At 32.9% G+C, this 23,469-nt stretch carries 20 protein-coding genes; 14 read left to right on the forward strand and 6 right to left on the reverse strand.

What is annotated here, in order from left to right; translation table 11 throughout:
• Positions 1–4 precede the first annotated feature (4 nt).
• The 3 genes from FDY99_RS07505 to FDY99_RS07515 are packed head-to-tail and all read left to right on the forward strand — an operon-like array spanning position 5 to position 2,057.
• Complete coding sequence (locus tag FDY99_RS07505; protein WP_139420421.1) at positions 5–655, forward strand: hypothetical protein; 651 nt, start codon at positions 5–7, stop codon at positions 653–655.
• The gene (locus FDY99_RS07510; protein WP_139420422.1) at positions 631–1,416 is read left to right on the forward strand and encodes a sensor histidine kinase; all 786 of its coding nucleotides are present in this window, start codon (positions 631–633) and stop codon (positions 1,414–1,416) included. The genes FDY99_RS07505 and FDY99_RS07510 overlap by 25 nt, the downstream gene beginning before the upstream one ends.
• Complete coding sequence (locus FDY99_RS07515) at positions 1,413–2,057, forward strand: response regulator transcription factor (RefSeq protein WP_074231066.1); 645 nt, start codon at positions 1,413–1,415, stop codon at positions 2,055–2,057. Before FDY99_RS07510 ends, FDY99_RS07515 begins: the two co-directional genes overlap by 4 nt.
• Positions 2,058–2,136: 79 nt before the next feature.
• Here FDY99_RS07515 and FDY99_RS07520 read toward each other — a convergent pair whose 3' ends face one another.
• Complete coding sequence (locus FDY99_RS07520; protein ID WP_139420424.1) at positions 2,137–2,841, reverse strand: FKBP-type peptidyl-prolyl cis-trans isomerase; 705 nt, start codon at positions 2,839–2,841, stop codon at positions 2,137–2,139.
• Positions 2,842–3,194: 353 nt separating this feature from the next.
• Between FDY99_RS07520 and FDY99_RS07525 the strand changes: the two genes are divergently transcribed.
• Together FDY99_RS07525 and FDY99_RS07530 are read left to right on the forward strand one after the other, a co-directional pair.
• Positions 3,195–3,377, forward strand: a complete 183-nt coding sequence (locus FDY99_RS07525) for a hypothetical protein (protein ID WP_102979249.1) — start codon at positions 3,195–3,197, stop codon at positions 3,375–3,377.
• Between the two features lie 414 nt (positions 3,378–3,791).
• On the forward strand, positions 3,792–4,790 hold the full coding sequence (locus FDY99_RS07530; protein WP_139420426.1) for a zinc metalloprotease: 999 nt from the start codon (positions 3,792–3,794) through the stop codon (positions 4,788–4,790).
• 82 nt (positions 4,791–4,872) lie between these two features.
• Here the strand turns inward: FDY99_RS07530 and FDY99_RS07535 are convergent, their stop codons facing one another.
• Positions 4,873–7,245, reverse strand: coding sequence for an outer membrane beta-barrel family protein (locus FDY99_RS07535; RefSeq protein WP_139420428.1), 2,373 nt, complete (start codon positions 7,243–7,245; stop codon positions 4,873–4,875).
• Positions 7,246–7,371: 126 nt separating this feature from the next.
• Here FDY99_RS07535 and FDY99_RS07540 point away from each other — a divergent pair, with 126 nt between their 5' ends.
• Both FDY99_RS07540 and FDY99_RS07545 read left to right on the forward strand, forming a co-directional pair.
• The gene (locus tag FDY99_RS07540; RefSeq protein WP_139420430.1) at positions 7,372–8,709 is read left to right on the forward strand and encodes a sensor histidine kinase; all 1,338 of its coding nucleotides are present in this window, start codon (positions 7,372–7,374) and stop codon (positions 8,707–8,709) included.
• Complete coding sequence (locus FDY99_RS07545) at positions 8,699–9,385, forward strand: response regulator transcription factor (RefSeq protein ID WP_139420432.1); 687 nt, start codon at positions 8,699–8,701, stop codon at positions 9,383–9,385. Before FDY99_RS07540 ends, FDY99_RS07545 begins: the two co-directional genes overlap by 11 nt.
• Before the next feature lie 4 nt (positions 9,386–9,389).
• On the opposite strand, the gene FDY99_RS07550 is transcribed toward FDY99_RS07545, so the two are convergent.
• The 3 genes from FDY99_RS07550 to FDY99_RS07560 all read right to left on the reverse strand — a co-directional run bounded on the left by FDY99_RS07550 (position 9,390) and on the right by FDY99_RS07560 (position 11,972).
• The gene (locus FDY99_RS07550) at positions 9,390–10,217 is read right to left on the reverse strand and encodes an endonuclease/exonuclease/phosphatase family protein (protein ID WP_139420433.1); all 828 of its coding nucleotides are present in this window, start codon (positions 10,215–10,217) and stop codon (positions 9,390–9,392) included.
• Positions 10,218–10,357: 140 nt separating this feature from the next.
• Positions 10,358–11,239 carry an SDR family oxidoreductase gene (locus FDY99_RS07555; protein WP_066678484.1) on the reverse strand — a complete coding sequence of 294 codons (882 nt, stop codon included), beginning with the start codon at positions 11,237–11,239 and terminating at the stop codon, positions 10,358–10,360.
• 322 nt (positions 11,240–11,561) lie between these two features.
• On the reverse strand, positions 11,562–11,972 hold the full coding sequence (locus FDY99_RS07560; protein WP_074231058.1) for a DUF1573 domain-containing protein: 411 nt from the start codon (positions 11,970–11,972) through the stop codon (positions 11,562–11,564).
• A 166-nt stretch (positions 11,973–12,138) separates the two neighbouring features.
• Here FDY99_RS07560 and FDY99_RS07565 point away from each other — a divergent pair, with 166 nt between their 5' ends.
• The 3 genes from FDY99_RS07565 to FDY99_RS07575 all read left to right on the forward strand — a co-directional run bounded on the left by FDY99_RS07565 (position 12,139) and on the right by FDY99_RS07575 (position 16,647).
• The gene (locus FDY99_RS07565) at positions 12,139–13,386 is read left to right on the forward strand and encodes a sensor histidine kinase (RefSeq protein ID WP_139420435.1); all 1,248 of its coding nucleotides are present in this window, start codon (positions 12,139–12,141) and stop codon (positions 13,384–13,386) included.
• 17 nt (positions 13,387–13,403) lie between these two features.
• The gene (locus tag FDY99_RS07570; protein WP_139423778.1) at positions 13,404–14,087 is read left to right on the forward strand and encodes a response regulator transcription factor; all 684 of its coding nucleotides are present in this window, start codon (positions 13,404–13,406) and stop codon (positions 14,085–14,087) included.
• A gap of 262 nt (positions 14,088–14,349) precedes the next feature.
• Positions 14,350–16,647 carry a GH92 family glycosyl hydrolase gene (locus tag FDY99_RS07575; RefSeq protein ID WP_139420437.1) on the forward strand — a complete coding sequence of 766 codons (2,298 nt, stop codon included), beginning with the start codon at positions 14,350–14,352 and terminating at the stop codon, positions 16,645–16,647.
• Positions 16,648–16,959: 312 nt separating this feature from the next.
• Here the strand turns inward: FDY99_RS07575 and FDY99_RS07580 are convergent, their stop codons facing one another.
• Positions 16,960–18,297 carry a dihydroorotase gene (locus FDY99_RS07580; protein ID WP_139420439.1) on the reverse strand — a complete coding sequence of 446 codons (1,338 nt, stop codon included), beginning with the start codon at positions 18,295–18,297 and terminating at the stop codon, positions 16,960–16,962.
• Positions 18,298–18,418: 121 nt separating this feature from the next.
• Between FDY99_RS07580 and FDY99_RS07585 the strand changes: the two genes are divergently transcribed.
• From FDY99_RS07585 to FDY99_RS07600, 4 genes are all read left to right on the forward strand, one after another.
• Complete coding sequence (locus tag FDY99_RS07585) at positions 18,419–19,873, forward strand: lipopolysaccharide biosynthesis protein (RefSeq protein ID WP_139420441.1); 1,455 nt, start codon at positions 18,419–18,421, stop codon at positions 19,871–19,873.
• Positions 19,874–19,906: 33 nt separating this feature from the next.
• Positions 19,907–20,923, forward strand: a complete 1,017-nt coding sequence (locus FDY99_RS07590) for a sugar phosphate nucleotidyltransferase (RefSeq protein ID WP_074231046.1) — start codon at positions 19,907–19,909, stop codon at positions 20,921–20,923.
• 136 nt (positions 20,924–21,059) lie between these two features.
• Complete coding sequence (locus FDY99_RS07595) at positions 21,060–21,902, forward strand: DUF4292 domain-containing protein (protein ID WP_139420443.1); 843 nt, start codon at positions 21,060–21,062, stop codon at positions 21,900–21,902.
• Positions 21,899–23,458: a murein hydrolase activator EnvC family protein gene (locus FDY99_RS07600; RefSeq protein WP_139420445.1), complete on the forward strand. Its 1,560-nt coding sequence runs from the start codon at positions 21,899–21,901 to the stop codon at positions 23,456–23,458. Before FDY99_RS07595 ends, FDY99_RS07600 begins: the two co-directional genes overlap by 4 nt.
• Positions 23,459–23,469: the final 11 nt, after the last annotated feature.

The raw sequence follows: 23,469 nt of genomic DNA on the forward strand, positions 1-23,469 counted from the left end.
TATTATGAGTGACTTCCAACTTTTTTTACAGAGCTGTATGATCTTCGCAGAAGGTCTTGCAGCACTTGCATCAATTATTTTCTTTAAAAAAATGAAAGGAAGTCACTATCGATATTTTTCCATATTCCTGATTTTTATTTTCTGTTGCGAAATATTCGGGAAATTTGCCGAAAACTATATTTCTTATCCGAAAAACTTATTTTTTAATTACTTCGTCATCCCAATAGAATTTATATTTTTTTATTGGCTTTATGCCTATCAGTCACTTAAAAATAGAAAACTGTTTTTTGTATTTTCTATATTATTTCTTTTAGCATTCATCCCAAATGAGCTTTATTTTGTAAAAAACAAGCATATTTTTTCTTTCAACTATACATTTGGAAGTCTGCTGATGATGTTTTTGGTTATTATGGAATATTATAAGCAGGTTAACTCTGATAACATTCTTAATTTTACGAAAAACAGGATGTTTTACATTAATCTTGGCGTAACTTTGTTCTATATAGGTACGCTCCCGTTTTGGGCATTTTATTTCCAGCTTTTGGAACATATGGATATCTGGAGTCTCTATTATAGCTATTTCCTTTTGTCCGGAATTGTGATGTATCTATTATTTGCAAGTTCATTCATATGGGGAAAACAGAATTATACTTAACTATTATTTTATTTAATATTTTTTTCGTCTTATTTCTGGTTGCTGTGATGATTTACATTCGAAAGTACAAGCAGAGAAAAATAGAATATCTTAATGAAATTCAGCTTAAAAATGAAATTCATCAAAAAGAGCTTTTAGCAACCCAGCTCGAAATTCAGCAGGCAACGATGCAGCAAATCGGTCGTGAATTGCATGACAATATCGGGCAAAAACTCACATTAGCAAGCCTTTACATACAACAGTTGCTTTATGAAAATAAAGTTTTAGAAGAAAGCGAAAGGATAGATCAGGTTTCGCAAATTATCAACCAGTCTCTGCAGGATTTGAGAAGTCTTTCAAAAACATTAACTGATGATAACATTAATCAGAAAGACATTGTAACTTTAATTCAGGAAGAAGTAGATAATGCAAGTGTATTAAAGAAATGCAAAATTCATTTTGAGCATAATTTTGAACATCTCGATCTCGATTTTGTTTATAAAAATGTTTTATTGAGAATTACACAGGAGTTTATTCAGAACAGTATTAAACATTCAAAGTGTAAAAATATTTTCATTAAACTCAATACAACCGAAGAAAATCTTTGGGAATTAAAAATTAATGATGACGGAATTGGTTTTGACATCGACAAAATTCTCTCCAACGGAATCGGGCTTACCAATATGAAAAACAGAACAGCAATCATCGGAGCCGAGTTTAATCTTGAAAGCAATGAAAACGTTGGTACTGTAATTGAAATAAAACTAAAAAAACGACCATGAAAAAAACCATCGTAATTGTTGACGATCATCTATTGATCGCTAAAGCGCTTGAAGGAATTATAGATAACTTCGAAGATTTTGAAGTAATTGATGTGGCCGAAAACGGAAAAGACATGATTGATAAGTTTGAAAGTGGACAGAAAATTCCGGATATCATTCTTTTGGACATCAGTATGCCGCTTATGAATGGTTTTGAAACTGCTGCATGGCTTAAAGAAAATCATCCAAATATCAAAGTAATGGCACTCAGTATGCAGGGCGATGACAATAGTGTTATCAAAATGATAAGAAACGGAGCCAAAGGTTATCTTCTTAAAAATACTCATCCGAAAGATCTGGAAATTGCACTTACAAAGCTAAATAGCGACGGTTTTTTTTATCCGGATTGGGCATCAAAAATTATTTTTTCGAATATGAGTGACGAAAAAAATAATGAGAAAAAAAAGAAAATCTCAGAACGAGAAAAAGAATTTCTTACTTACACTGTTACCGAACTCAGCTATAAAGAAATTGCAGAAAAAATGTGCTGCAGCCCAAGAACTGTAGAGAGCTACCGAGATCAGCTCTGTGAAAAATTTGATCTTAAAACAAGAGTCGGTTTAGCCGTTTTTGCTATCAAAAATGGTTTTGCAGAATCGTAGCTAATGATCTACTCATAATTTTCCCAATAAAAAAAGAAGCTTTTCAGCTTCTTTTTTTATTGGGAAAATTAAATTATAATTATTTTACACCTATCAATTCTACATCAAAAATGATTGTAGAACCTGCCGGAATTGCAGCTCCTGCTCCATGATCTCCATAAGCAAGATCTGAAGGAATATAAAATCTGTATTTAGCTCCTTTGCTCATCAGTTGAATACCTTCTGTCCAGCCTTTGATTACGCTACCTAGGTTAATATCCATTGGATTACCTCCATTTTTATCGGTAGAGTCGAAAACAGTTCCATCCAAAAGTTTACCGGTATATTTTACCTGCACAACGTTTGTAGCCGTTGGTTTTGTTTTGCCGTCACCTTCCTGCAATACCTCATATTGCAAACCTGAAGCAGTGGTTTTTACTTTTGGGTTGGTTTTATTTTTTGCAAGAAAATCCTGACCTTTTTTCTTATTTTCACCCGCCTGTACTAATGCTGCAGATTGCTTTTTTTCATTTTGTTTCTGCATAAAATCCTGCATGAAAGCATTCATTTCTTCAGCAGGCATTAGTTTCTTCGTTCCATTCATTTCTTCTTTAATAGCCTGAGCCAAAAGATCTGCATCTACTTTGAAACCTTCTTGTTTCATGTTTTGCGCAATATTTAAACCTATATAATATGACGCTTTTTGGTCATCTGTATATTTGCTATCGCCTTGTTTATCATTTTTCTGAGCGCACGAAATACTAAATATTGCTATACAAAATAATGCAATGGTCTGTTTTTTCATTTGATAATTTTATTATTTATTATTAACGAATTAAATAATCGCTGCAAATCTATCATTAATTACAGAAATTTCCCTGCAGTACAACACTTTTTTCTGTTAAAAATTTTCAGATGAACAGATTAATCAAGGAGATCTACAATCTTTCCTTTTTATCTGCTTTTTAAATTTTTCAAAGACAGAGTTTCTAAATTACACTTTAGATTACTTCGATGAAATCACTTGTCTTTCAGGTCTTCTGAAAGCAATTGTCATTTTCTCAAGTCATTTTTTATTTTTTTGAGTATTATTTACCAATTTTAAAATATTTTATATCTTTATGATTACCAAACATTTACTAACAAAACTAAATTACTATGAAAAAATTAAAAAGAAAAGCATTAAAAACGATTATGGGCGGAAAACTAGATTGTTCATGTCGTATGATTACTTATTATGATGGCTCTACAAGTGGTGGTCCATGTGCCACATCAGAATGTTCAGAAATAAGTTTTAGCTGTGGACAACCAGAATGCAGACCTTCTCTTGAGATTGTTTAATCTTAAAAAACAAAATTCAATAAACTACAGCGGTGAATATTTCACCGCTTTTATTTTTTATTAAAATTTAAAGATGCAAACCTGTTTGTTTTATATCTCTTCATTTTAATTATATTAAAAAAAACAGATTGGTTTTCAAATCTTCGAAAAAAATAATAATATAAAAATATTTTAATTTTTCTATAATTTTTCCTAATAGACATTCATTAAACTTAGAACTAAGCGGAAAAAAATACCTTAAAAAAATAAAACTTCAATCAACAATTCAAATAAAAACTTAACATAATATTAAAAATACTATACAATGCATATTAAAAAACGTTAATTTTAGCAGATTTTAACATTTATTTCGCAAATTGCATTATATAATAATATAAATTCACATTCTGAAAATCACCAAAAAAATCAGAATTTATGAAAAAATTATTATTTGGAGCCTTTATATTAGGTTCTCTGTCGGCTTGTAACAACGACAACATTACGCAAGAATCAGTAAGTGATTCAGAAAACTTAGTCAATACCGCTGCAAAAAGAAGCTGTCCTTCTGAAGAAATCCGCAAGGAGGCATTGCAAAAAAATCCAGAACTAAAAATGAAGTATGAAACTTTAGAAGCTCATACTGAAAAATTCCTCAATGAAATTAAATTAGGAAAAGTTCTCGCAGATGGCACCGTTGAAATTCCGGTAATTGTAAATGTTTTATACAAAACCACTTCACAAAATGTTTCTGATGCAAGAATAGCAGAACAGATCGCAGTATTAAATGCTGATTTTGGCGGCACCAATAGCGACGTTAGCAAAATACCTTCCGCATTCCAGTCTGTAAAAGCCGGCGATGTAAAAGTAAGATTTAAGCTCATAAATACGGTCAGAAAATCTACCACTAAATCAAGCTGGAGCAGCAATGATGCTATGAAAAAAACCTCTACAGGAGGTATTAATGCAACAAACCCTACTAATTACTTAAATATTTGGGTGGTAAGCAGTATGCCGAGTCCCAATGGAGACACTCTTGGGTACGCAACATTTCCGGAATCAGCAGGTTTATGGAATGACGGTGTAGTAATCGCCGCACCTTATTTCGGAAAAACAGGAGCTTCTTCTCCATTTAATTTAGGCAGAACAGCAACCCATGAAGTGGGTCACTACTTAAACCTAAGACATATTTGGGGGGATGCAAACTGTGGAACTGACTATGTAACTGATACTCCTACACAAACTACAGCTAATATAGGAAAACCTTCGTATCCTTTGTATAATACTTGTAGTGGAGTATCAAGGTCTGTAATGTTTATGAATTATATGGACTATGTGGATGATTCAGCTATGTTTATGTTCTCTAGCGGACAAAAAACAAGAATGCAATCTGTAGTTTCTTCATCAGGATCAAGATCAGGATTAAGAGTTTATTAGTACAAAAAATATTATTTTAAAATCCTTTTTCAAAATGAAAAAGGATTTTAATTTTTACACTTCAATTGCTTTTAGAAATTCATTACAATCTTTCCTGTTCATCAGCTTTTTTGATCGTTTTGGAGTTTTTCACCGACTGATTTCCAAAATTATATTTTAGAGAAAAAGTGAAACCTTGGGTATCCTGATAATCTAAAAAGTAATTATCCTGATTACCATATTTGGTGCTTATTTTTTGCTGTGTCGATCTGAAAATATCATTAAAAATAAATGCCGCTTCTAATTTTTTATTGAAAAACTTCCTGTTCATTACAAAATAAGCCGACCATTGACTGGAAATTTTGAATGTCCCTTGAATTGACGGCGAATAATATTTGTGACCAACTTCCATTTTCCAGTCTGAATTTTTGTCTAAAGTAAAGCTTGTTGAGATATTTGAAACCAAGTTCCAGACTTGATTTTTATTTAAAGCTCCATCTATTCCTTTAAAATAATTTTCGTTGTGCTCCAGGTTTTCAGAAACAATCAAACTCCACCAAGGTTTAATTTCAAAGCTTTTGTAAAGACTCATACCGAAAGCCTCCCCTTTCTCAATATTGGTAAAATAATAAATCAGATTATTGTTTTCATGCTGTTGATATGAGATTTCCATTGATGGGAAAATTTCTTTTCGGTAATAAAAATCTAAATTCCAGTTTTTGAATGAATAGGTAAGATTTAAATTATGAATAATCGTTGCTTTCAACTTGGGATCACCCTGATAATATGAGAATAAATTGTAATACGATTTCGCAGGATTCAGCCATGAATAATACGGTCTGCTGATTCTTTTCCCGTAAGAGAAACCAAATTCATGTTTATTTTCCGTAGTATATTGCGCATAAAATGTTGGGAACAAGCTCCAGTAATTATTTTCATTCACTTCATAAGGTTCAGAAACCACACCTTCCAAGTCGGTCATTTCTGCACGAAGTCCGCCTTTGAAATTCCATTTTCCGAGATTATAAGCCATTGATGTATAAATTCCAAAGTTGTGCTCTTTATAATCAAAAAGACTGCTTTTTTCTGGTCTGTACTGAAATTGCCCATTTTCGTTATCCGAAAAATCAAGCAAACTGTTCGTTTTTACAAAACTGTATTTCGCACCAGATTCTATTTCCAGTTTTTCATTTTTCCATTGATAATCAAATTGTGTAGAATATAACTGAACATTGTTTTTATTGTTGGTCATAAAATTGGTTTCTCTCGGTTGCTGATCTTTAAAATTCAAGTAGGTCAAAACATTTTGATAAGCATTTGAATTATTTGCTGTAAAATAATTGATCCACGAAATGCTGCTTTTTTTATTCAGTTTTCTGTCGATTTGAAAACTTAATGAATTATTAATTGTTCTGGAATGATGATCGTTAATCGTTGTATAATTAGATTCTGCTACATTCTGAGTGTTATAAATCAAAGTCGGGACGAAATAAGTTCCAAAAGATTTGGGGGCAAAAAATCCTGAGTAATTCAGACTTGCTGCTGTAAGACTGTCGATTTCATATTCTACATTAAAGTTTACTGTATTTTGGCTTTTGTTCTGATCTTTCCGGTTCATCGTACTGATCCAGGTTGTGCCGTCTTCAGGATAATTTACATAATCTGTTCCTTCACGATAATACGTTCCTCCTCCTCGAAAATAGCTTCCCATTACCGAAAGTTTATCTTTTTTGTAATATTGCGAAAGACCGGCAACCCCTTTTGCGTATTGAGTTTGAATATATTTTGAAGAAAGAATTCCACGATAGCCCTCAATTTTATTTTTCTTCATTACAATGTTCAGAACAGCTCCACCCTGCGCTTCATATTTTGCAGGCGGATTGGTAATAACTTCTACAGATTTAACGTCATCGCCTTGTGTGTTTTCAAGAAAATTTTTGAGCTCTTCACCGGTCATCATTACTTTTTTATCATTTATGGTTATTAAAACCGATGTTCCGCCTTTCACTGCCAAAACATCATTATTAATGGTAACCTGAGGTGTTTTTTTAAGAATTTCCCAAGCGTTGAGTGAAGAAATATTGCTGTTTTCTACATTAAATTCCAAACGGTCTACCTTTCTTTTCACCAATGGTTTTTTCTTCGTTATTGTTACTGCTTCAATATCTTTCTGATTGTTTTTCAAAATAATATTTAAAGCTTCGTTCTCATTTTCAGCCTCGATATTTTTTTCAAATGAATGGTATTTTTCATTATTAATTTTCAGCTTAAAAGATGTTGATGAAAGATTATCAAACAAAAATCGACCTTCAGAATCAGTAAAGAAAGATTTAATTAAAGTGTTCTCATGATTATACAATTCCACTTTCACAGAATCAAGTTTTTCTTTATCAGCATTAAAAACAGTACCGGAAATTTTCTGCGACTGCGAAAACATAAAAACCGGAAAAACAAGAAAGAGAAGATATTTATACATTTCAGTTAGTTTTAAGTTAATTCAAATGAGTTTGATATTTTACTGTCACAAAATTGAATATTGTCACCGAGAATTTCGGTTAATGGAAGGTTAATGCGAGGTTAATGGTAAAAACACATTCACTAAATGTATATATTTGCTTCAATGATTTCTAAAAGCAAATATCTTATATCTCTTTTTGCAGCTTTATTTCTGCTATTATTGGGCATTCAGGTATATTTTATGTACAAAACTGCTCAGGTAAAAAAGCGGGAAATCTACAGTGATGTACATAGCAGACTTGATGATTATATCGATAACTTGGAAAATCTTGGAGGAACAAGTAATTTGGGTGATGATCGCATACGAAAAGTCTTTGCCGAATTCAAAGACCAAAAAATCACAAAAAAAGAATTTTTACATTATTTCGATCAAAACAGAAAGCGCACGCAAGATAAATTAAGCGATTATATAGACCAGTATTTTGAAAAAGAAGGCTACAAAGTTGCCGTAAGAACTCAGTATTTATCAATTGTTTATGTTCCGAAAAATTTAAATCTGATCGATCAACCTGTCACTTTGTACGAGACGCGGAACAAGATTACAAAAGCCGGAATTTCCAATACCGGAAAATGGGAAACCTCTTCTACTTCAAAATCTGATAAAACCAATCAACTTGAAAGAGATGATTCTTTTTTTGTAAGAAGTCAAACAGATTTTGAAATTTTAAACATCAATACTGTCGTTTTTCAAGACCTTACCGTGCTTATTTTATGCTGTGTTGCTATTTTATTGAGTGTCTTGATTTTATATATTTTCACCGTCAAAAATTTAATCAGACAACAAAAACAGGTTGAGGTTCTGCATACTGTGGTCGATAATATTTCGCACGAGTTTAAAACCCCGATTGCAACGTTGAAGATTGCTTCAAAAACATTAAAAAAAGAATTTACTCCCGAAATTTTACCATTAATTGACCGACAGGTTTTAAGGCTTGAAGATTTGATGCTGCAACTTCATCCTGAAGATTTTGACGAAAAAAACTCCACAATACAGCCAAAAAACTGGGATTATTTTATTCACGATTTGGCTTTTACTTACGAGAACACTGATTTTTCACTTAATAATTCAGTTTCAAAAGAACTTCCTTTCGACAAAAGATTGATGGAAACCGTGATCAAAAATCTCTGTGAAAACAGTGTGAAATATGGTGCTTCAGAAATTAAAATCGATGTAAAAACCATTCAGGATAAGCTTGAAATTATTGTTGCAGACAACGGAAACGGAATAGAACAAAACGAGCTGAAAAATATTTTTGAAAAATTTTACAGAATACAATCCAACAATATTCACAACAGCAAAGGTTTAGGCTTGGGATTATTTTTTGTTAAAAAAATTGTTGAAAAATATAACGGTAAAACAGAGATTACAAGTGAAATAAATGTAGGAACAACTTTTAAAATTTCAATTCCTTATGAAGATTAAGATTTTATTGGCAGAAGACGATTCAGATTTTGGAATGATCCTTAAACAATATCTCGAACTAGAAGATTTTGAAGTTACCTGGTTTCAGAATCCTGAAGATATTTTACCGGTTTTACAATCAGATTTCCATTTTCATATCGGGATTTTAGATATTATGATGCCTAATCTCGACGGATTTTCTTTGGCAAAAATGATTTTAAAAACAAAACCCGATTTCCCGCTTTTATTTTTAACGGCAAAAAACCAGAAAATAGATCGTCTAACAGGACTGAAAATCGGAGCCGATGATTACATCTCAAAACCTTGTGATCCAGAAGAACTAATTTTAAGAATTAAAAATATTCTGAAAAGAACTTTACCTTCCGAAACTATTACTCAGTACAAAATCGGAAGCTATATTTTAGATACAGAAAAGCTTTTGCTTTCTCATCCTAATGAAAAAATAAGACTCACCATTCGTGAAAAAGATCTTTTGCTTTATCTTTTAAAATTTAATCATAAAACGATCAAACGAGACGACATTCTCGATAATTTGTGGGAAACCAACGATTATTTTACCGGAAGAAGCCTTGATGTTTTTATCAGCCGACTGCGAAAATATTTTCAGTATGACGACAAAATAAAAATCCAATCCCTGAGAGGAATTGGATTTGAGATTGATTTTCCTGAGAATTAATATTTTAAAACTGCAGCTCTGTCAAAACCGGGAAATGATCCGACGGATACAGCAGATTTTCTCTTCTGTCGTTGATATGTCTGTGAGATTTTATCTTAAAACCTTTTACAAAAATATAATCAATTCTTTCCTGAGGAACTTCAGTTACGTTGAATGCCGTAAATGTTCCTTTCGGTCCGTAAGATTTAGTCTCTGAGTTGTAGAAAGTATCTTTCAGGTTTTGAGAAATTATTTTTATTGGCTCTGTATCGTCTGTCAAATTAAAATCACCGCTTAATGTTAAAGGTAAATTTTTAGGATTGATTTCTTTAATTTTCTTTAAGATCAAATCTGCAGATTTTACTCTTGCCACATTTCCTACATGATCGAAATGAAGATTCATTGCCAAAAATTCTTTCTTCGATTTTTTATCTTTAAAAATAGCATACGTGCAAACTCTGTTGTAAGCAGCATCCCAACCTTTCGACGGTTTTTCTGGAGTTTCTGAAAGCCAGAACGTTCCCGATTTTACCACCTGTAATTTTTCGGTATCATAAAATATAGCAGAAAATTCGCCTTTTTCTTTACCATCGTCTCTACCTACACCTACATAATCGTAGTTCTTTAAACCATTTTTAATATCTTTCATCTGCTCCGGAAGTGCTTCCTGAACTCCGAAATAATCAGGATGATAATAGCTCAATAAATCTACCGCATCCTGTTTCCTGTTTGTCCATGAATTTTCTTTATCAGATTCTACATTGAGTCTGATGTTGAAAGACATTACTTTTAAATTCTGAGAAAAGCTCCATGCAAAAACAAATAGTAATAAAGTTGAAAATCTGAAATTCATTAGGGTTCTAATTTAAATTAAAGAACAAAAATAAAATTTATGTTTCATAGAGAAGCATTATTCGTGTTGTTTTTTTGATTAATCGAGGTTAACTGTTAACAAAATTAAATGACCCGAAACCACAGACTAATAATTTATAACTAATTGGATTTTTTTGCCTTGATCATAGCTTCTAAAGCATCCCACATTTCCTGCGGAATATCTTCGAGCATATTAAATTCACCCGCACCTTGAAGCCATTCTCCACCATCGATTGTAACGACTTCTCCATTCATATAAGCTGAATAATCTGAAACCAGATACGCAGCAAGATTTGCCAATTCCTGATGTTCCCCTACTCTTCTCAGCGGAACTTTTTTTCTCATATCAAATTTTTCCTGCAAATCTCCAGGAAGTAATCTGTCCCAAGCTCCTTTTGTAGGAAACGGTCCCGGTGCAATGGCATTAAAACGAATTCCATATTTTGCCCACTCAACGGCTAAACTTCTCGTCATCGCTAAAACGCCTGCTTTTGCACAAGCTGATGGAACAACGTATGCAGAACCTGTCCAAGCGTAAGTTGTTACAATATTTAAAACTGTTCCCGGAGTTTTTGAATCTATCCAATGTTTTCCGATAGAAAGTGTGCAGTTTTTTGTTCCTTTTAAAACAATATCTAAAATAGAATCGAAAGCAGAATGCGTCAATCTTTCTGTAGGCGAAATGAAATTTCCGGCTGCATTATTTAATAGAATATCAATTTTCCCGAATTCTTTTAAAGTGGCTTCTTTCATCGCTTCCACCTCATCCCAATTTCTTACGTCACAAGCAACACACAGAACTTTTCCTCCCGTTTCATCTTCCAATTCTTTAGCAGTAACCTGAAGTTTTTCTAAATTTCTGGAAGTGATTACCACTTTTGCGCCTAATTGCAGGAAATATTTGGTCATTGCTTTTCCAAGACCGCTTCCGCCTCCTGTAACAATAGCAACTTTATCTTTTAGAGCGTCTTCACGCAACATCGGTTGTGTATAAAGATTCATACGTTTTATTTTTTCTTAAAAATAACAAATATTAAAACGCAATCCTCTAAAATAGATGTATAAATAATGCTGCAAATAATTGTTTTTGTTTTTAGCGTAAAATATTTCAAAGATTTCTTACAAATATTAAAAACAATCTTAGCCTCGATTGCAGCATTTGTTTGAGCTCATTTTTCTACTTTGGCTCAGCGGCGGCTTCGCCGCCGCTGAGCCAAAGTAGAAAAATAGCGAGTGCGGAAAGCGAGAAACAGCTCCAAATAAAAACAAAACAGTCTGTCAAATGATTGACAGACTGTTTTTATATTGAACAAGATTAAATTAATTACTTCACAACAGTACCTTTAAAAGAAAGTACTTTTGGGTTTTGGTTGTCACTCATCGTCACTGTAATTGACTTTGAAAACGGACCTTCAGCTGCAGCATTGTAACTTGCTTCTACAAATCCTGTTTTTCCTGGTAAAATTTTAGTTTGTGTATAATCAGCAGTTGTACATCCGCATGAAGGCGCAACTTTATCAATCATAATTGGTTGTGACGATGTATTGGTGAATTCAAATCTGATGATTTTTGGTTTCCCTTGTGGAATTTTTCCTACATCGATAGTTTCTGATTTCCATTTTGCAGCTTCTGCTACTTTTTTAACAATTGAAGCCGGAGTTACCGGGAATACGTTTGCATAAAACGGAGAGAATGCCAAAACCGCAAGAAGCGCTGTAATTTTTAAATTTTTCATGTGTATAAATTTTTAGTAGTTATGAAATCAAATAATAATTATTTTTTGTTTTAACAAATGTAGAGCGGAAAACGATTGTAAGTTGTTAACCGTTATCAAACATTTGTTAACGAGTTGTTAATGGTAAAAAAATTATAGATATTTTTGGATAATATTGCTTCTGGAAATGGAAATTAAAAAGCTAAATATTATTATAAGCCTTGGATTGGTTGCTATCATCGGAATTTTGATAGCTCAACTTATGTGGACCAAACAAGCTTATAATCTTGAGGACAGAAAATTTAATCAGAAAGTAAACATCGCTTTAATGGAGGTTGTTGACAAAATGACTGAAGGCAAATCCTCTTTCACCGAAAATCCTGTTCAAATTATTGCGAATGATTATTATGTTGTTAATATTAATAACGAATTTCATCCCGCAGTTCTTGAGCATTATCTAAAAACAGAATTTACGAGATTTCAAATTAATACAGATTATGTTTACGCTTTGTACAATTGTCACAGCGACCAGATGATGTATGGAAAATACATGACCAGTCATCAGGAAGAGCCAAATGAAAAAGTCATTCAGTTTCCGAAACATAAAAATCTAACGTATTATTTTTCGATCCGTTTCCCCGATAAAACCACTTACCTGATTAGTTCTTTGCGTTTTTGGTATCTTCTGACTTTTGCACTGATCATTATCCTTCTTGTTTATGTTTATTCAATTTATACAATTATTCAACAGAAGAAATTTTCAGAATTACAGCGCGATTTTATCAACAATATGACGCATGAGTTTAAAACTCCTTTATCATCAATATTATTAGCTTCTGAAGCACTTAACAAACAGGAAGTCGTGCAAGAAAACCCCAAGTTGAAAACGTACACATCAATTATCATTAATCAAAGTTTTAAACTGAATAATCATATTGAAAAAATATTGAATATTGCAAAAAACGATGCTTCAGGATTATCATTAAAACCTCAGAAAATAATTTTGAAACCGCTTATTGAGGAGATTGCAGAAACTATTAAACAGAAAAATGAAAACATTTCAATCCAGATAGATATTGAAAATGATATTTCAATTTTAGCAGATGAATTTCACTTTACCAATATCGTTTACAATCTTTTAGATAACTCTATTAAATATTGCGAAACAAAACCTGAAATTCTTATTTCTTCGGTGAAAGATTCAAAAGGCTTATATTTAAAGTTTAAAGACAACGGAATGGGCATTCCTGCGAAAAATATCAATCATATTTTTGATAAATTTTACAGAGTACCTACCAATAATAGTGACGAAATCAACGGGTTTGGGCTGGGATTATTTTATGTAAAAAAAATCGTTCAGCAGCATAACTGGAAAATATTAGTTGAAAATAACGCAGATAAAGGCATCACCATTACTCTGTTTTTTCCGTTTTAATTTAATTTGTGTAAATGATGGATAAATCTAAAATTCTATACGCAGAAGATGATGAAACCATAGCTTTTCTGATTCAGGACAGCTTGGAAAATTATTATGAAATAGAACATTGCTCAGACGGAAAATCAGCGTTTGAAGCCTTCAACACCAAAGATTTTGATATTTGTTTACTTGATATTATGATGCCCGAAATGAACGGTTTCGATTTAGCTCAAAAAATAAGAGATAAAAACGCTGAAATTCCAATCATTTTCACTTCTGCTAAAGCTTTAAAAGAAGACCGAATTAAAGGTTTAAAAATCGGAGCAGATGATTATTTGGTGAAACCTTTCAGCATCGAAGAATTAATTTTAAAAATTGAAATTTTCCTGAAACGTTCTAAGAAAACGGAAACTTTTCCACAAAAATATAAAGTTGGAAAATACAATTTTGATCCTAAAAACTATACTTTAAACGATAATCAAAATACAATCACACTTACCCAAAGAGAATCTGATCTGCTTTTGTATTTTATTCGTCATAAAAATACGGTTCTCAAAAGACAGGATATTTTGAAGGCAATTTGGGGCGATGATGATTATTTTATGGGACGAAGTCTGGACGTTTTTATTTCAAGACTGAGAAAAGTTTTTGCCGATGAGAATACTGTTGCAATAGAAAACATTCACGGAATTGGTTTTCGATTTTCGGAGAAAGTTTAAAGCATTAATTTTATTAAAAAGTTAAACTCTCGCAGATTATTTTGATAAAGCTTATAAAAAATCTGCCAAATATCTTTAATCTGCGAGAGAAAATTTAAACATTAAGCAGAAAGATAAACTTTAGCATTTAGCTTAAAAAATATTTTTCTTAATTCATCTTACTTCTTAAATAAACTTAATGATTTAAAATTGTATCGATAACATTGTATTGATAAACCTTTACATTTCATTTTAATTAAATTTACGATTCAAAATAATTTTCATGAAAAATCCGACAACTATTCCTTTTCTATTTCTTTTATTTTTTGGACTAAATATTAAAGCTCAAAAATCCGAAAAACTGGTTCAATATGTCAATCCGTTAATCGGTACAGAAAAAATGGGCCACACTTATCCCGGTGCAACCGCACCTTTTGGAGCTGTTCAGCTCAGTCCTGAAACCGATACAATTTCCTACGAAATGAATGGAAAATACAATGGTGATGTTTATAAATATTGTGCAGGTTACAGATATGAAGACAAAACGATTGTCGGTTTCAGCTCAACCCATTTTAGCGGAACCGGACATTCTGATTTGGGAGATTTTCTCGTAATGCCAACTGTGGGAAAACTGCAATTGAATCCCGGAACAGCAACAAATCCTGAAAGTGGTTACAGAAGCAGATTTTCACATGCAAATGAAACCGCAGAAGCTGGATATTACAAAGTAAAGTTAGACGATCATAATATTTTAGCCGAATTAACTTCTACAACAAGAGTCGGTGTTCATCGTTATACTTTCCCGAAATCTGACCAAGCGCATATTATTTTAGATTTGATGGCCGGAATTTACAATTATGATGGTAAAAATGTCTGGACTTATGTTCGCGTAGAAAACGGAAATACGATTACCGGTTATCGACAAACTAACGGTTGGGCGAGAACGAGAACGGTTTATTTTGCAATGAAATTTTCAAAGCCATTTAAATCTTACGGTCAGAAAAATTATGATGGAAAACAAGTTTACGGTGGATTTTGGAGAAAATTTGATCAGACGAAAAACTTCCCGGAAATCGCAGGAAAAAATCTGAAAATGTATTTTGATTTCGATACGAATGAAAATGAAGCGATTGAAGTTAAGTTGGCAATTTCACCAGTAAGTCAAGCCAATGCTTTAGAAAACTTAGAAAAAGAGACTGGAAACTTATCTTTTGACCAAGTGAAAGCACAAACACAGGAAATTTGGAATAAAGAATTAAACAAAATCGTCATTAAAGGTTCTGAAACAGAAAAAACGAATTTTTATACGGCAATGTATCATACTTTTATCAATCCGACAACTTATATGGATGTGAATGAAGAGTATAAAGGTTTAGATCAAAATATTCATAAAGCGGAAGGTTTTACCAACTACACAACGTTCTCTATTTGGGATACGTATCGTGCACTTCATCCTTTCTTCAATATTATTCAACCGAAAAGAAACGGTGACATGGTGAAATCGATGATGGCACATTACGATCAGTTTTCTATGAAAATGTTGCCAATTTGGTCGCATTATGCGAATGATAATTGGTGTATGAGCGGTTATCACAGCGTAAGTGTAGTAGCAGATGCGATTATTAAAGGAAATTATAACGGTGATGCAAAAGCTGCTTTAAAAGCCTGTGTAGAAACTGCCAACAAAAGAGATTATGAAGGAATAGGATATTACATTGATAAAGGATATATTCCTGTCGAAAAAAGTGGGACTTCGGTTTCAAATACTTTAGAATATGCCTACGACGACTGGGCAATTGCTCAATTGGCGAAACATTTAGGAGAAACAGAAATTTACAATCAATTCATCAAACGTTCTGAAAACTGGAAAAATAATTTTGATAAAACAGTAGGATTTATGCGTCCTCGTTTGGCTGACGGAAGTTTTAAAAAAGATTTTAATGCATTAAGTACGCACGGACAAGGCTTTATCGAAGGGAATTCGTGGAACTACAGTTTCTTTGTTCCCCAAAATCCGGACGAATTAATTAAAATGATGGGTGGAAAGAAAAAATTTGCTTCAAAACTGGATGAATTGTTCACGATGCATTTACCAGACGAATTTTTCGCCGACACGGAAGACATTACAAGAGAAGGAATTATCGGAGGATATGTTCACGGAAACGAGCCTGCTCATCATGTTGCCTATTTCTACAATTGGGCGGGACAACCTTGGAAAACGCAGGCACAGATTAGACGAATTTTGGAAATGCAATACAAAGCGACACCCGATGGATTGGGCGGAAACGACGATACCGGACAAATGAGCGCATGGTATATTTTGAGTTCGCTTGGTTTTTATCCTGTTGCTCCAGGTTCGGAAGATTACGCCATTGGAAGTCCGGCGATTGATCATGCTGTTTTGAATTTGGAAAACGGAAAAACTTTTGAAATTGAAGCTATTAATCAAAGTGCAAAGAATGTCTATGTGGAAAAAATTGTTTTGAATGGAAAAGAAATTAAGAACTTTACTTTGAAGCATTCTGATATTATGAATGGTGGAAAATTAAGTTTTCAGATGAGTTCTAAGGCTAGGAAATAGTTTTTTAAACACGAATTGCACTAATGTTTTGCTCTAATTTTCACAAATAATTGTTTTGCGAATTTTTCGTTATGAATAGTGCGAAAGTAGAGTGAAGAATCTATAAATAAATCTCTCGCAGATTTTGCTGATTACGCAGATTTTTAAAGGCAATCATTTGCTTAATCTGCGAGAGAAAAAAAGATTGCAAGTTGTAGTCTTTTTTATTTGTAAACTTTAAGCTTTGGCTAAAGCCAATTTGAGGCGGGCAAATGAAAAAGCAGGCTAAAGCCCGCTCCTATTGATATAATTGCATGAAAATTCTATTTTAATTTACTCCTGAATTTCAAAAAGCAATCGCTCTCCGAATTTTTGTTCATTGATTTTTCCATTTTCATAGACCAGATTTCCATTAACGAAAGTGTGCGTCACTTTAGATTGGAAACTCATCCCTTCTAACGGACTCCAACCGCACTTGTACAGGATATTTTCTTTTTCAACGGTCCAGTTTTCATTAAGATCAACCAAAACTAGATCAGCCTTGTAACCTTCTTTAATGAAACCTCTCTTCTCAATTCTGAATAAAATCGCAGGATTGTGAGCCATTTTTTCAACAATTCTCTCCAAAGAAATCTTTCCGTTTTTATAATTTTCTAACATTACAACCAAAGAATGCTGAACCAAAGGCGCTCCCGAAGGACATTTGGTGTACACATTTTGTTTTTCTTCCCAAGTATGAGGTGCATGATCTGTCGCAATCACATCAATTCTGTCATCCAACAAAGCTTCCCAAAGTGCATCTTTATCTTTTTGCGTTTTTACAGCAGGATTCCATTTGATTAATCCTCCTTTTGTGTCGTAATCTTCATTCGTAAAAGTTAAATGATGAACACAAACTTCCGCAGTGATTTTTTTATCTTTTAAAGGAATATCATTTCTGAAAAGTTCCATTTCTTTAGCAGTGGAAAGGTGAAAAACGTGAAGCCTTGCTCCTGTTTTTTTTGCCAACTCAACTGCTTTTGATGAAGATTTATAACAAGCCTCTTCGCTTCTTATTAAATGATGGAATTTCACAGGAATATCTTCACCATATTCATCCAGATATTTTTGAGTATTGGCTCTAATTGTAGCTTCATCTTCACAATGAACCGCAATCAGCATCTTTGTATTGCTGAAAATATTTTCTAAAGTTTCAGGATTATCAACCAACATATTTCCTGTGGAAGAACCTAAAAACAATTTAATTCCGGGAACATTTCTTGGGTTTGTTTTCAAAACTTCCTCCAAGTTATCATTCGTTCCGCCCATCATAAAACCATAATTGGCAAATGATTTCTGAGAAGCAATGTCGTATTTATCAGCTAATAATTCCTGAGTTACAGCGTTGGGAACAGTGTTGGGTTGCTCAATAAAACTTGTAGTTCCTCCTGCAACCGCAGAACGAGATTCAGATTCGATATCGCCTTTGTGCGTTAAACCTGGTTCACGGAAATGTACCTGATCATCGATTACTCCAGGCAAAAGATATTTTCCTTCGGCATCGATAATTTGGTCTGCATCTTCAGAAATTTGAGAATCAATTTTAGAAATCAAATCGTTTTCAATCAGAATATCACTTTTTATAATTTTTCCTTCGTTGACGATTTGAGCATTTTTTATAAGAATTTTCATTTTTACTTTTTAGATATAAGATTGATATTGCACAAATTTAATATTTTCCAAAGTGATTTTTAAACATCAATCAGAAAATTATGAATTCTAATATTTACATTTGCATTTTAAAAACCTAAAATTGTATAAGAAACTATTTGGACAAACCGCTGTTTACGGGCTCAGTTCTGTATTGGTAAGAATTTTCCCTTTTCTTATTGCACCTATTGTAACAAAAGCTTTCGGACCTTCAGCTTCGTCACCTTTCGTAGATTGGTATTCTATTGCCGGAGTAATCACCGTTTTCCTGACTCATGGGATGGAAACGTCATTTTTTCGTTTTGCGCAGGAAGGTGATATTGATAAGAAAACTTTGGTTTCTACCTGTGCTCTAAGTATTTTAGGAACAGGCTTTATTTATTTGATTTTAGGATATGTTTTCAGGCAGGATCTAGCGAATGCTTTCGAAACTCCGGATCAGGTTAATTATTTAATTATTTTCCTTTTCATTCTATCCTTCGATGCATTTTCCACAATTCCTTCAGCAGTTTTAAGACTTGAAGGAAAACCTATTCAATATATGCTTTCAAAAGTAATTGGTTCTTTGGCATATTACTTTTTAGTTGTTTTCTTCATCAAATGGCTTCCGAATTATCCTGACGGAATTTTAGGAATTAAATATAACCCTGAAATTGGTGTTGGTTATGTTTTCATTGCCAATCTGGTACAAAGTATCATTACTTTAGCGATTGTAGGAAAAGAATTTGTGAATTTCAGCTTTAAAAAATTCGATTTTAAGCTTTGGAAAAGAATTATGAATTATTCCTGGCCTGTAATGATTGCAGGATTGGCAGGAATTATCAATCAGACTTTAGACCGACAGTTTTTAAAATATTTACTTCCAAAAGAAGAAGCGAAGCATCAGATCGGAGTTTATGGTGCTGTTTATAAGATTGCAACTTTTATCACGGTTTTCAGACAGGCTTATCAATTAGGAATTGAGCCTTACTTTTTCTCAAGTTTTAAAGATAAAAACAACCATAAAACTTATGCCGTTTTAATGGATATTTTTGTGATTTGCAACTGTTTAATTTACATCGGATTAATGGTAAATCTACAATGGATTTCTGAAAAATATTTAAAAAATCCACTTTATTATGAGGGAATTGAGATCATTCCATTTGTAATGTTAGGTGCATTATTTTTAGGTATTTATTTAAATTTATCGATCTGGTATAAACTTTCAGATCAAACAAGAGTTGGGCTGTATATTTCTTTAATCGGAGCTGCAATTACTATTTTCATCAACTTTACATTTATTCCTACCTACGGATATTGGGCGAGTGCTTTTGCTGCATTAATCACGTATACAAGTATGATGATTATTTCATACCTTTGGGGGAAATCACAATACCCTATTCATTATAATACATCCAAAATAGCAATTTATCTCTCATTATCTATTGGTATTTCGATGATATCCTTTTATTATTTCCGGCACAATTATTTAATTGGAAACGGATTGTTTCTTTTCTTCATTGCATTTTTAGCATATAATGAAAGGACGATGATAAATAAAATTCTAAGAAGGGCTTAATTAAACTTTATAAATAAAAACAAACATTCACATATGAAAATTATTGTTCCAATGGCTGGAAAGGGCTCAAGATTGAGACCACATACTTTAACCGTTCCAAAACCATTGATTCCGATTGCAGGAAAACCAATCGTACAGAGATTAGTAGAAGATATTGCTAAAGTGGCAGGTGAAAAAATTGAAGAGGTAGCGTTTATTATCGGAGATTTTGGAACTGAAGTAGAAGAATCATTACTTAAAATAGCAGAAAAACTTGGCGCAAAAGGAACCATTTATCATCAGCTTGAACCTCTTGGGACAGCTCATTCGATAAAATGTGCTGAAGAATCTATGCAGGGAAATGTTGTGATTGCTTATGCAGATACTCTTTTCAGAGCAGATTTTACTTTAGATACAAATTCTGATGGCGTAATCTGGGTGAAAAAAGTAGACGATCCTTCTGCTTTTGGTGTTGTAAAACTGGATGATTATGGTTTTATCACAGATTTCATCGAAAAACCTCAGACTTTTGTTTCAGATTTGGCGATCATTGGGATTTATTACTTTAATTCAGCAGAAAAATTGATGGCTGAAATTAACCATATCATGGATAATAACATTAAAGTAAGTGGAGAATATCAATTGACCACTGCTTTAGAAAATCTTCGTCAAGCCGGTGCTAAATTTTCTTTAGGAAAAGTAGATGACTGGATGGATTGTGGAAACAAAAATGCGACTGTAGAAACCAATGGTAAGATTTTAGAATATGAAAAAGATGAGTTTACAGCTTATCCTGAATCTGCCAATATTCAGAATTCTTTAATTATTCAGCCTTGCTATATCGGTGAAGGAGTTGAAATTTCCAACTCAAAAATCGGACCTTACGTTTCATTAGGTAAAGGAACAAAAGTAATCAATTCTAATATTGACAACTCGCTGATTCAGGAGAAAACAGTGATTGATCATGGAAATCTTTCCAACTCAATGATCGGAAGCTCGGCTCATTATTTTGGAGTAGCCAGAGAAATTTCTTTAGGAGATTTTTCAGTTTTAGATTTTTTATCAAAATAAATTTAAATAAAATAACGTTGAGAGAACCACACAATAACATTTTGTGTGGTTTGGCGTTAATATTGCAAAAGGTTACTAAAAATCTGCAAATAAAATCGAAGAGATTACATTCGCTACAAAAACAATAAAACATCATATGAAAAACGGGGCTATCTTCCTGATTCTTACACTGACTGTACTTTCCTGCAAAAGCAGAAAAGCCCTTAATCAGAATTCTTCTGAGAACGACAGCATCCAGATACAAAATTCAGATAAAAATGATCCTAAAGATGCTAAAAACATTCAGGATCGTTTGACTTTTTACGAGAAAATATTTCTACATCCAAAATTTGAACATGTAAAAATCAGCAGTAAAATTACAGCAAGTGATTTAAGAGTAAGTCCGCTTGACGCAACAATTTACATCGAAAATGATAAAAAAATATGGTCTAATATTACTTTTCTAATCATTCCTGCAGCAAGAGCGATTATAACGCCGGAAGGAATTAAGGCTATGGACAGATACAATAAAAATTATATCGATTCAGATTTTGATTATCTCAATAACCTTTTGAATGTTAATTTTATTGATTATAAAACTTTAGAAAAACTCTTGATGGGACGTACATTTATGCATATCACCAACAGTAATTCAAGAATTGTAAAAAACTCTGAAGGTTACCAGCTGACTTCCATTACAAACCAGAAGATCGTTACAGACGAAGTTACAAGAGAATACAAAGTAGAAATGCAGTACACCGAAGATTTCAATTTAAATTGGGTAAAATTACAAGATGTAAAATCCAATGATGCTATTGAAATCGTATATGAAAACTGGGAGACCTTTCCGAATGAAGTAAAGCTACCAAAAAATGTTAAAATAATTATAAAAGGTTCTAAAACAAGCCAGATTTTAATGGAAAACACGAAATTTGACTTTTCGAGGATGGAAACACCTTATTCTGTTCCAGCCAATTATAAGAAAATTGATATTAAATGATTAAAAAAATTAGCTTTTTAATAGGCATTTTGCTGTTCGGTTTACAATATGGTCAACAAACCAAAGAACAATTGCAAAAGCAAAATGCTGATCTAAAAAAACAGATATCTCAGATAAATTCAGATTTGGCAAAAACAAGAAACGAATCTAAATTGTCTATCTCATATTTGAATAACGTTAATAAAAAATTAGCGCTTAGAGAAAAGGTTTATAATAATACGCAAAAAGAAAAAAGATTTATTGAAGACGAAATATATCTTCGTCAGCTTGAAATTAATCGTCAAAACCGAGAGCTTGCTGTTTTAAGAAAAAATTACGCTCAAGTTTTGGTAAATGCCTACAAAAACAAAGGAGTACAAAATAAAGTAACTTTTATACTTTCATCAAAAAGTTTGGGGGAAGCATTACGAAGAGTACAATATTTAAAGCAATATTCAGATTATCAGGATAAAAAAGCTGCTGAAATAACAACAGCTGCCGTTGCGCTGAAAAAATCTGTTGAACAGAAAAAGAGATCGGCGAACGAAAAAGAAAACCTGTTAGTTAATCAGAAAAAAGATTTAACAACTATCAGTGTTGAGCGTACTCAGAAAGAACAGTTGGTGACAGATTTCAAGAAAAACGAAACAAAACTTACCGCTGATCTTAGACAAAAACAATCTCAGTCTAAAGCTTTAGAAGGACAAATAAGAGCCATTATTGCTGAAGAAATAAGAATTGCAAAAGCTGAAGAAGAAAGCAGAAGAAAAGCAGAGGCAGAAAAAATTCGTTTAGCAAAAATCGCTGCAGACAGAGAAAAAGCAAGAATTGAAGCAGAAGCAAAAGCTCGTGCCGAAGCTTTGGAAAAAGAAAGAAAATTAGCCGAAGCTGAAGCTAAAAAAGCTGCAGATTTAGTTGCTAAAAGAGCTGAAGAAGAAAGAAAAAGAAATGAAGAAGCAGCAAGAAGCGAGGCTAGTGCAAAAGATGAAGCTAGAAAGATTGCTGCTAAAAAGGCTTCTGAAGATGCTGAATTAAGATCCAAAGAAGCTACAGCCAAACTAAACGCTGCAAAAGCTGCTGAAGAAGCTTTAGAAAAGAAAAAAGAAAGCGATAAAAAAGCGGCTGAAACAAAAGCAATGACCAATTATGGTGTATCTGCTCCAGCTGCAGGAAGCAATTTTGTTTCAAACAAAGGTAGAATTTCTATGCCTGCGCAAGGAACAATCACCCATAGATTCGGAAGACAGCAACACCCTGTCTTTAAATCGATTTGGGAAGAAAATAACGGTATTAAAATATCCGTAGCAAAAGGAACTTCTGCAAGAGCCGTTTTCCCAGGAGTAGTATCTCAGGTAATTCCTTCGGCAGACGGTACAAGAACGGTAATGATAAAACATGGTGATTATTTTACCATTTACTCAAATCTAAGCAGCACAACAGTTTCTAAGAACCAACAGGTTTCTGCAGGAACAGTGGTAGGAGCAGTTGCACAGGATTTTGACGGCACTTATACGCTTGATTTCCAGATATGGAATGGAAATAATGCAGTTGACCCATTAGGTTGGGTTTCATATTAAAAAAAGATTAA

The sequence above is a fragment of the Chryseobacterium mulctrae genome, from assembly GCF_006175945.1.
Lineage (GTDB): Bacteria > Bacteroidota > Bacteroidia > Flavobacteriales > Weeksellaceae > Chryseobacterium > Chryseobacterium mulctrae.

What these genes read in the sequence shown, in the direction of transcription:
- FDY99_RS07505 (WP_139420421.1), top strand. Translation starts at nt 5, where the DNA reads ATGAGTGACTTCCAACTTTTTTTACAGAGCTGTATGATCTTCGCAGAA.
- FDY99_RS07510 (WP_139420422.1), top strand. Translation starts at nt 631, where the DNA reads ATGGGGAAAACAGAATTATACTTAACTATTATTTTATTTAATATTTTT.
- FDY99_RS07515 (WP_074231066.1), top strand. Translation starts at nt 1,413, where the DNA reads ATGAAAAAAACCATCGTAATTGTTGACGATCATCTATTGATCGCTAAA.
- FDY99_RS07520 (WP_139420424.1), bottom strand. Translation starts at nt 2,841, where the DNA reads ATGAAAAAACAGACCATTGCATTATTTTGTATAGCAATATTTAGTATT.
- FDY99_RS07525 (WP_102979249.1), top strand. Translation starts at nt 3,195, where the DNA reads ATGAAAAAATTAAAAAGAAAAGCATTAAAAACGATTATGGGCGGAAAA.
- FDY99_RS07530 (WP_139420426.1), top strand. Translation starts at nt 3,792, where the DNA reads ATGAAAAAATTATTATTTGGAGCCTTTATATTAGGTTCTCTGTCGGCT.
- FDY99_RS07535 (WP_139420428.1), bottom strand. Translation starts at nt 7,245, where the DNA reads ATGTATAAATATCTTCTCTTTCTTGTTTTTCCGGTTTTTATGTTTTCG.
- FDY99_RS07540 (WP_139420430.1), top strand. Translation starts at nt 7,372, where the DNA reads ATGTATATATTTGCTTCAATGATTTCTAAAAGCAAATATCTTATATCT.
- FDY99_RS07545 (WP_139420432.1), top strand. Translation starts at nt 8,699, where the DNA reads ATGAAGATTAAGATTTTATTGGCAGAAGACGATTCAGATTTTGGAATG.
- FDY99_RS07550 (WP_139420433.1), bottom strand. Translation starts at nt 10,217, where the DNA reads ATGAATTTCAGATTTTCAACTTTATTACTATTTGTTTTTGCATGGAGC.
- FDY99_RS07555 (WP_066678484.1), bottom strand. Translation starts at nt 11,239, where the DNA reads ATGAATCTTTATACACAACCGATGTTGCGTGAAGACGCTCTAAAAGAT.
- FDY99_RS07560 (WP_074231058.1), bottom strand. Translation starts at nt 11,972, where the DNA reads ATGAAAAATTTAAAAATTACAGCGCTTCTTGCGGTTTTGGCATTCTCT.
- FDY99_RS07565 (WP_139420435.1), top strand. Translation starts at nt 12,139, where the DNA reads ATGGAAATTAAAAAGCTAAATATTATTATAAGCCTTGGATTGGTTGCT.
- FDY99_RS07570 (WP_139423778.1), top strand. Translation starts at nt 13,404, where the DNA reads ATGGATAAATCTAAAATTCTATACGCAGAAGATGATGAAACCATAGCT.
- FDY99_RS07575 (WP_139420437.1), top strand. Translation starts at nt 14,350, where the DNA reads ATGAAAAATCCGACAACTATTCCTTTTCTATTTCTTTTATTTTTTGGA.
- FDY99_RS07580 (WP_139420439.1), bottom strand. Translation starts at nt 18,297, where the DNA reads ATGAAAATTCTTATAAAAAATGCTCAAATCGTCAACGAAGGAAAAATT.
- FDY99_RS07590 (WP_074231046.1), top strand. Translation starts at nt 19,907, where the DNA reads ATGAAAATTATTGTTCCAATGGCTGGAAAGGGCTCAAGATTGAGACCA.
- FDY99_RS07595 (WP_139420443.1), top strand. Translation starts at nt 21,060, where the DNA reads ATGAAAAACGGGGCTATCTTCCTGATTCTTACACTGACTGTACTTTCC.
- FDY99_RS07600 (WP_139420445.1), top strand. Translation starts at nt 21,899, where the DNA reads ATGATTAAAAAAATTAGCTTTTTAATAGGCATTTTGCTGTTCGGTTTA.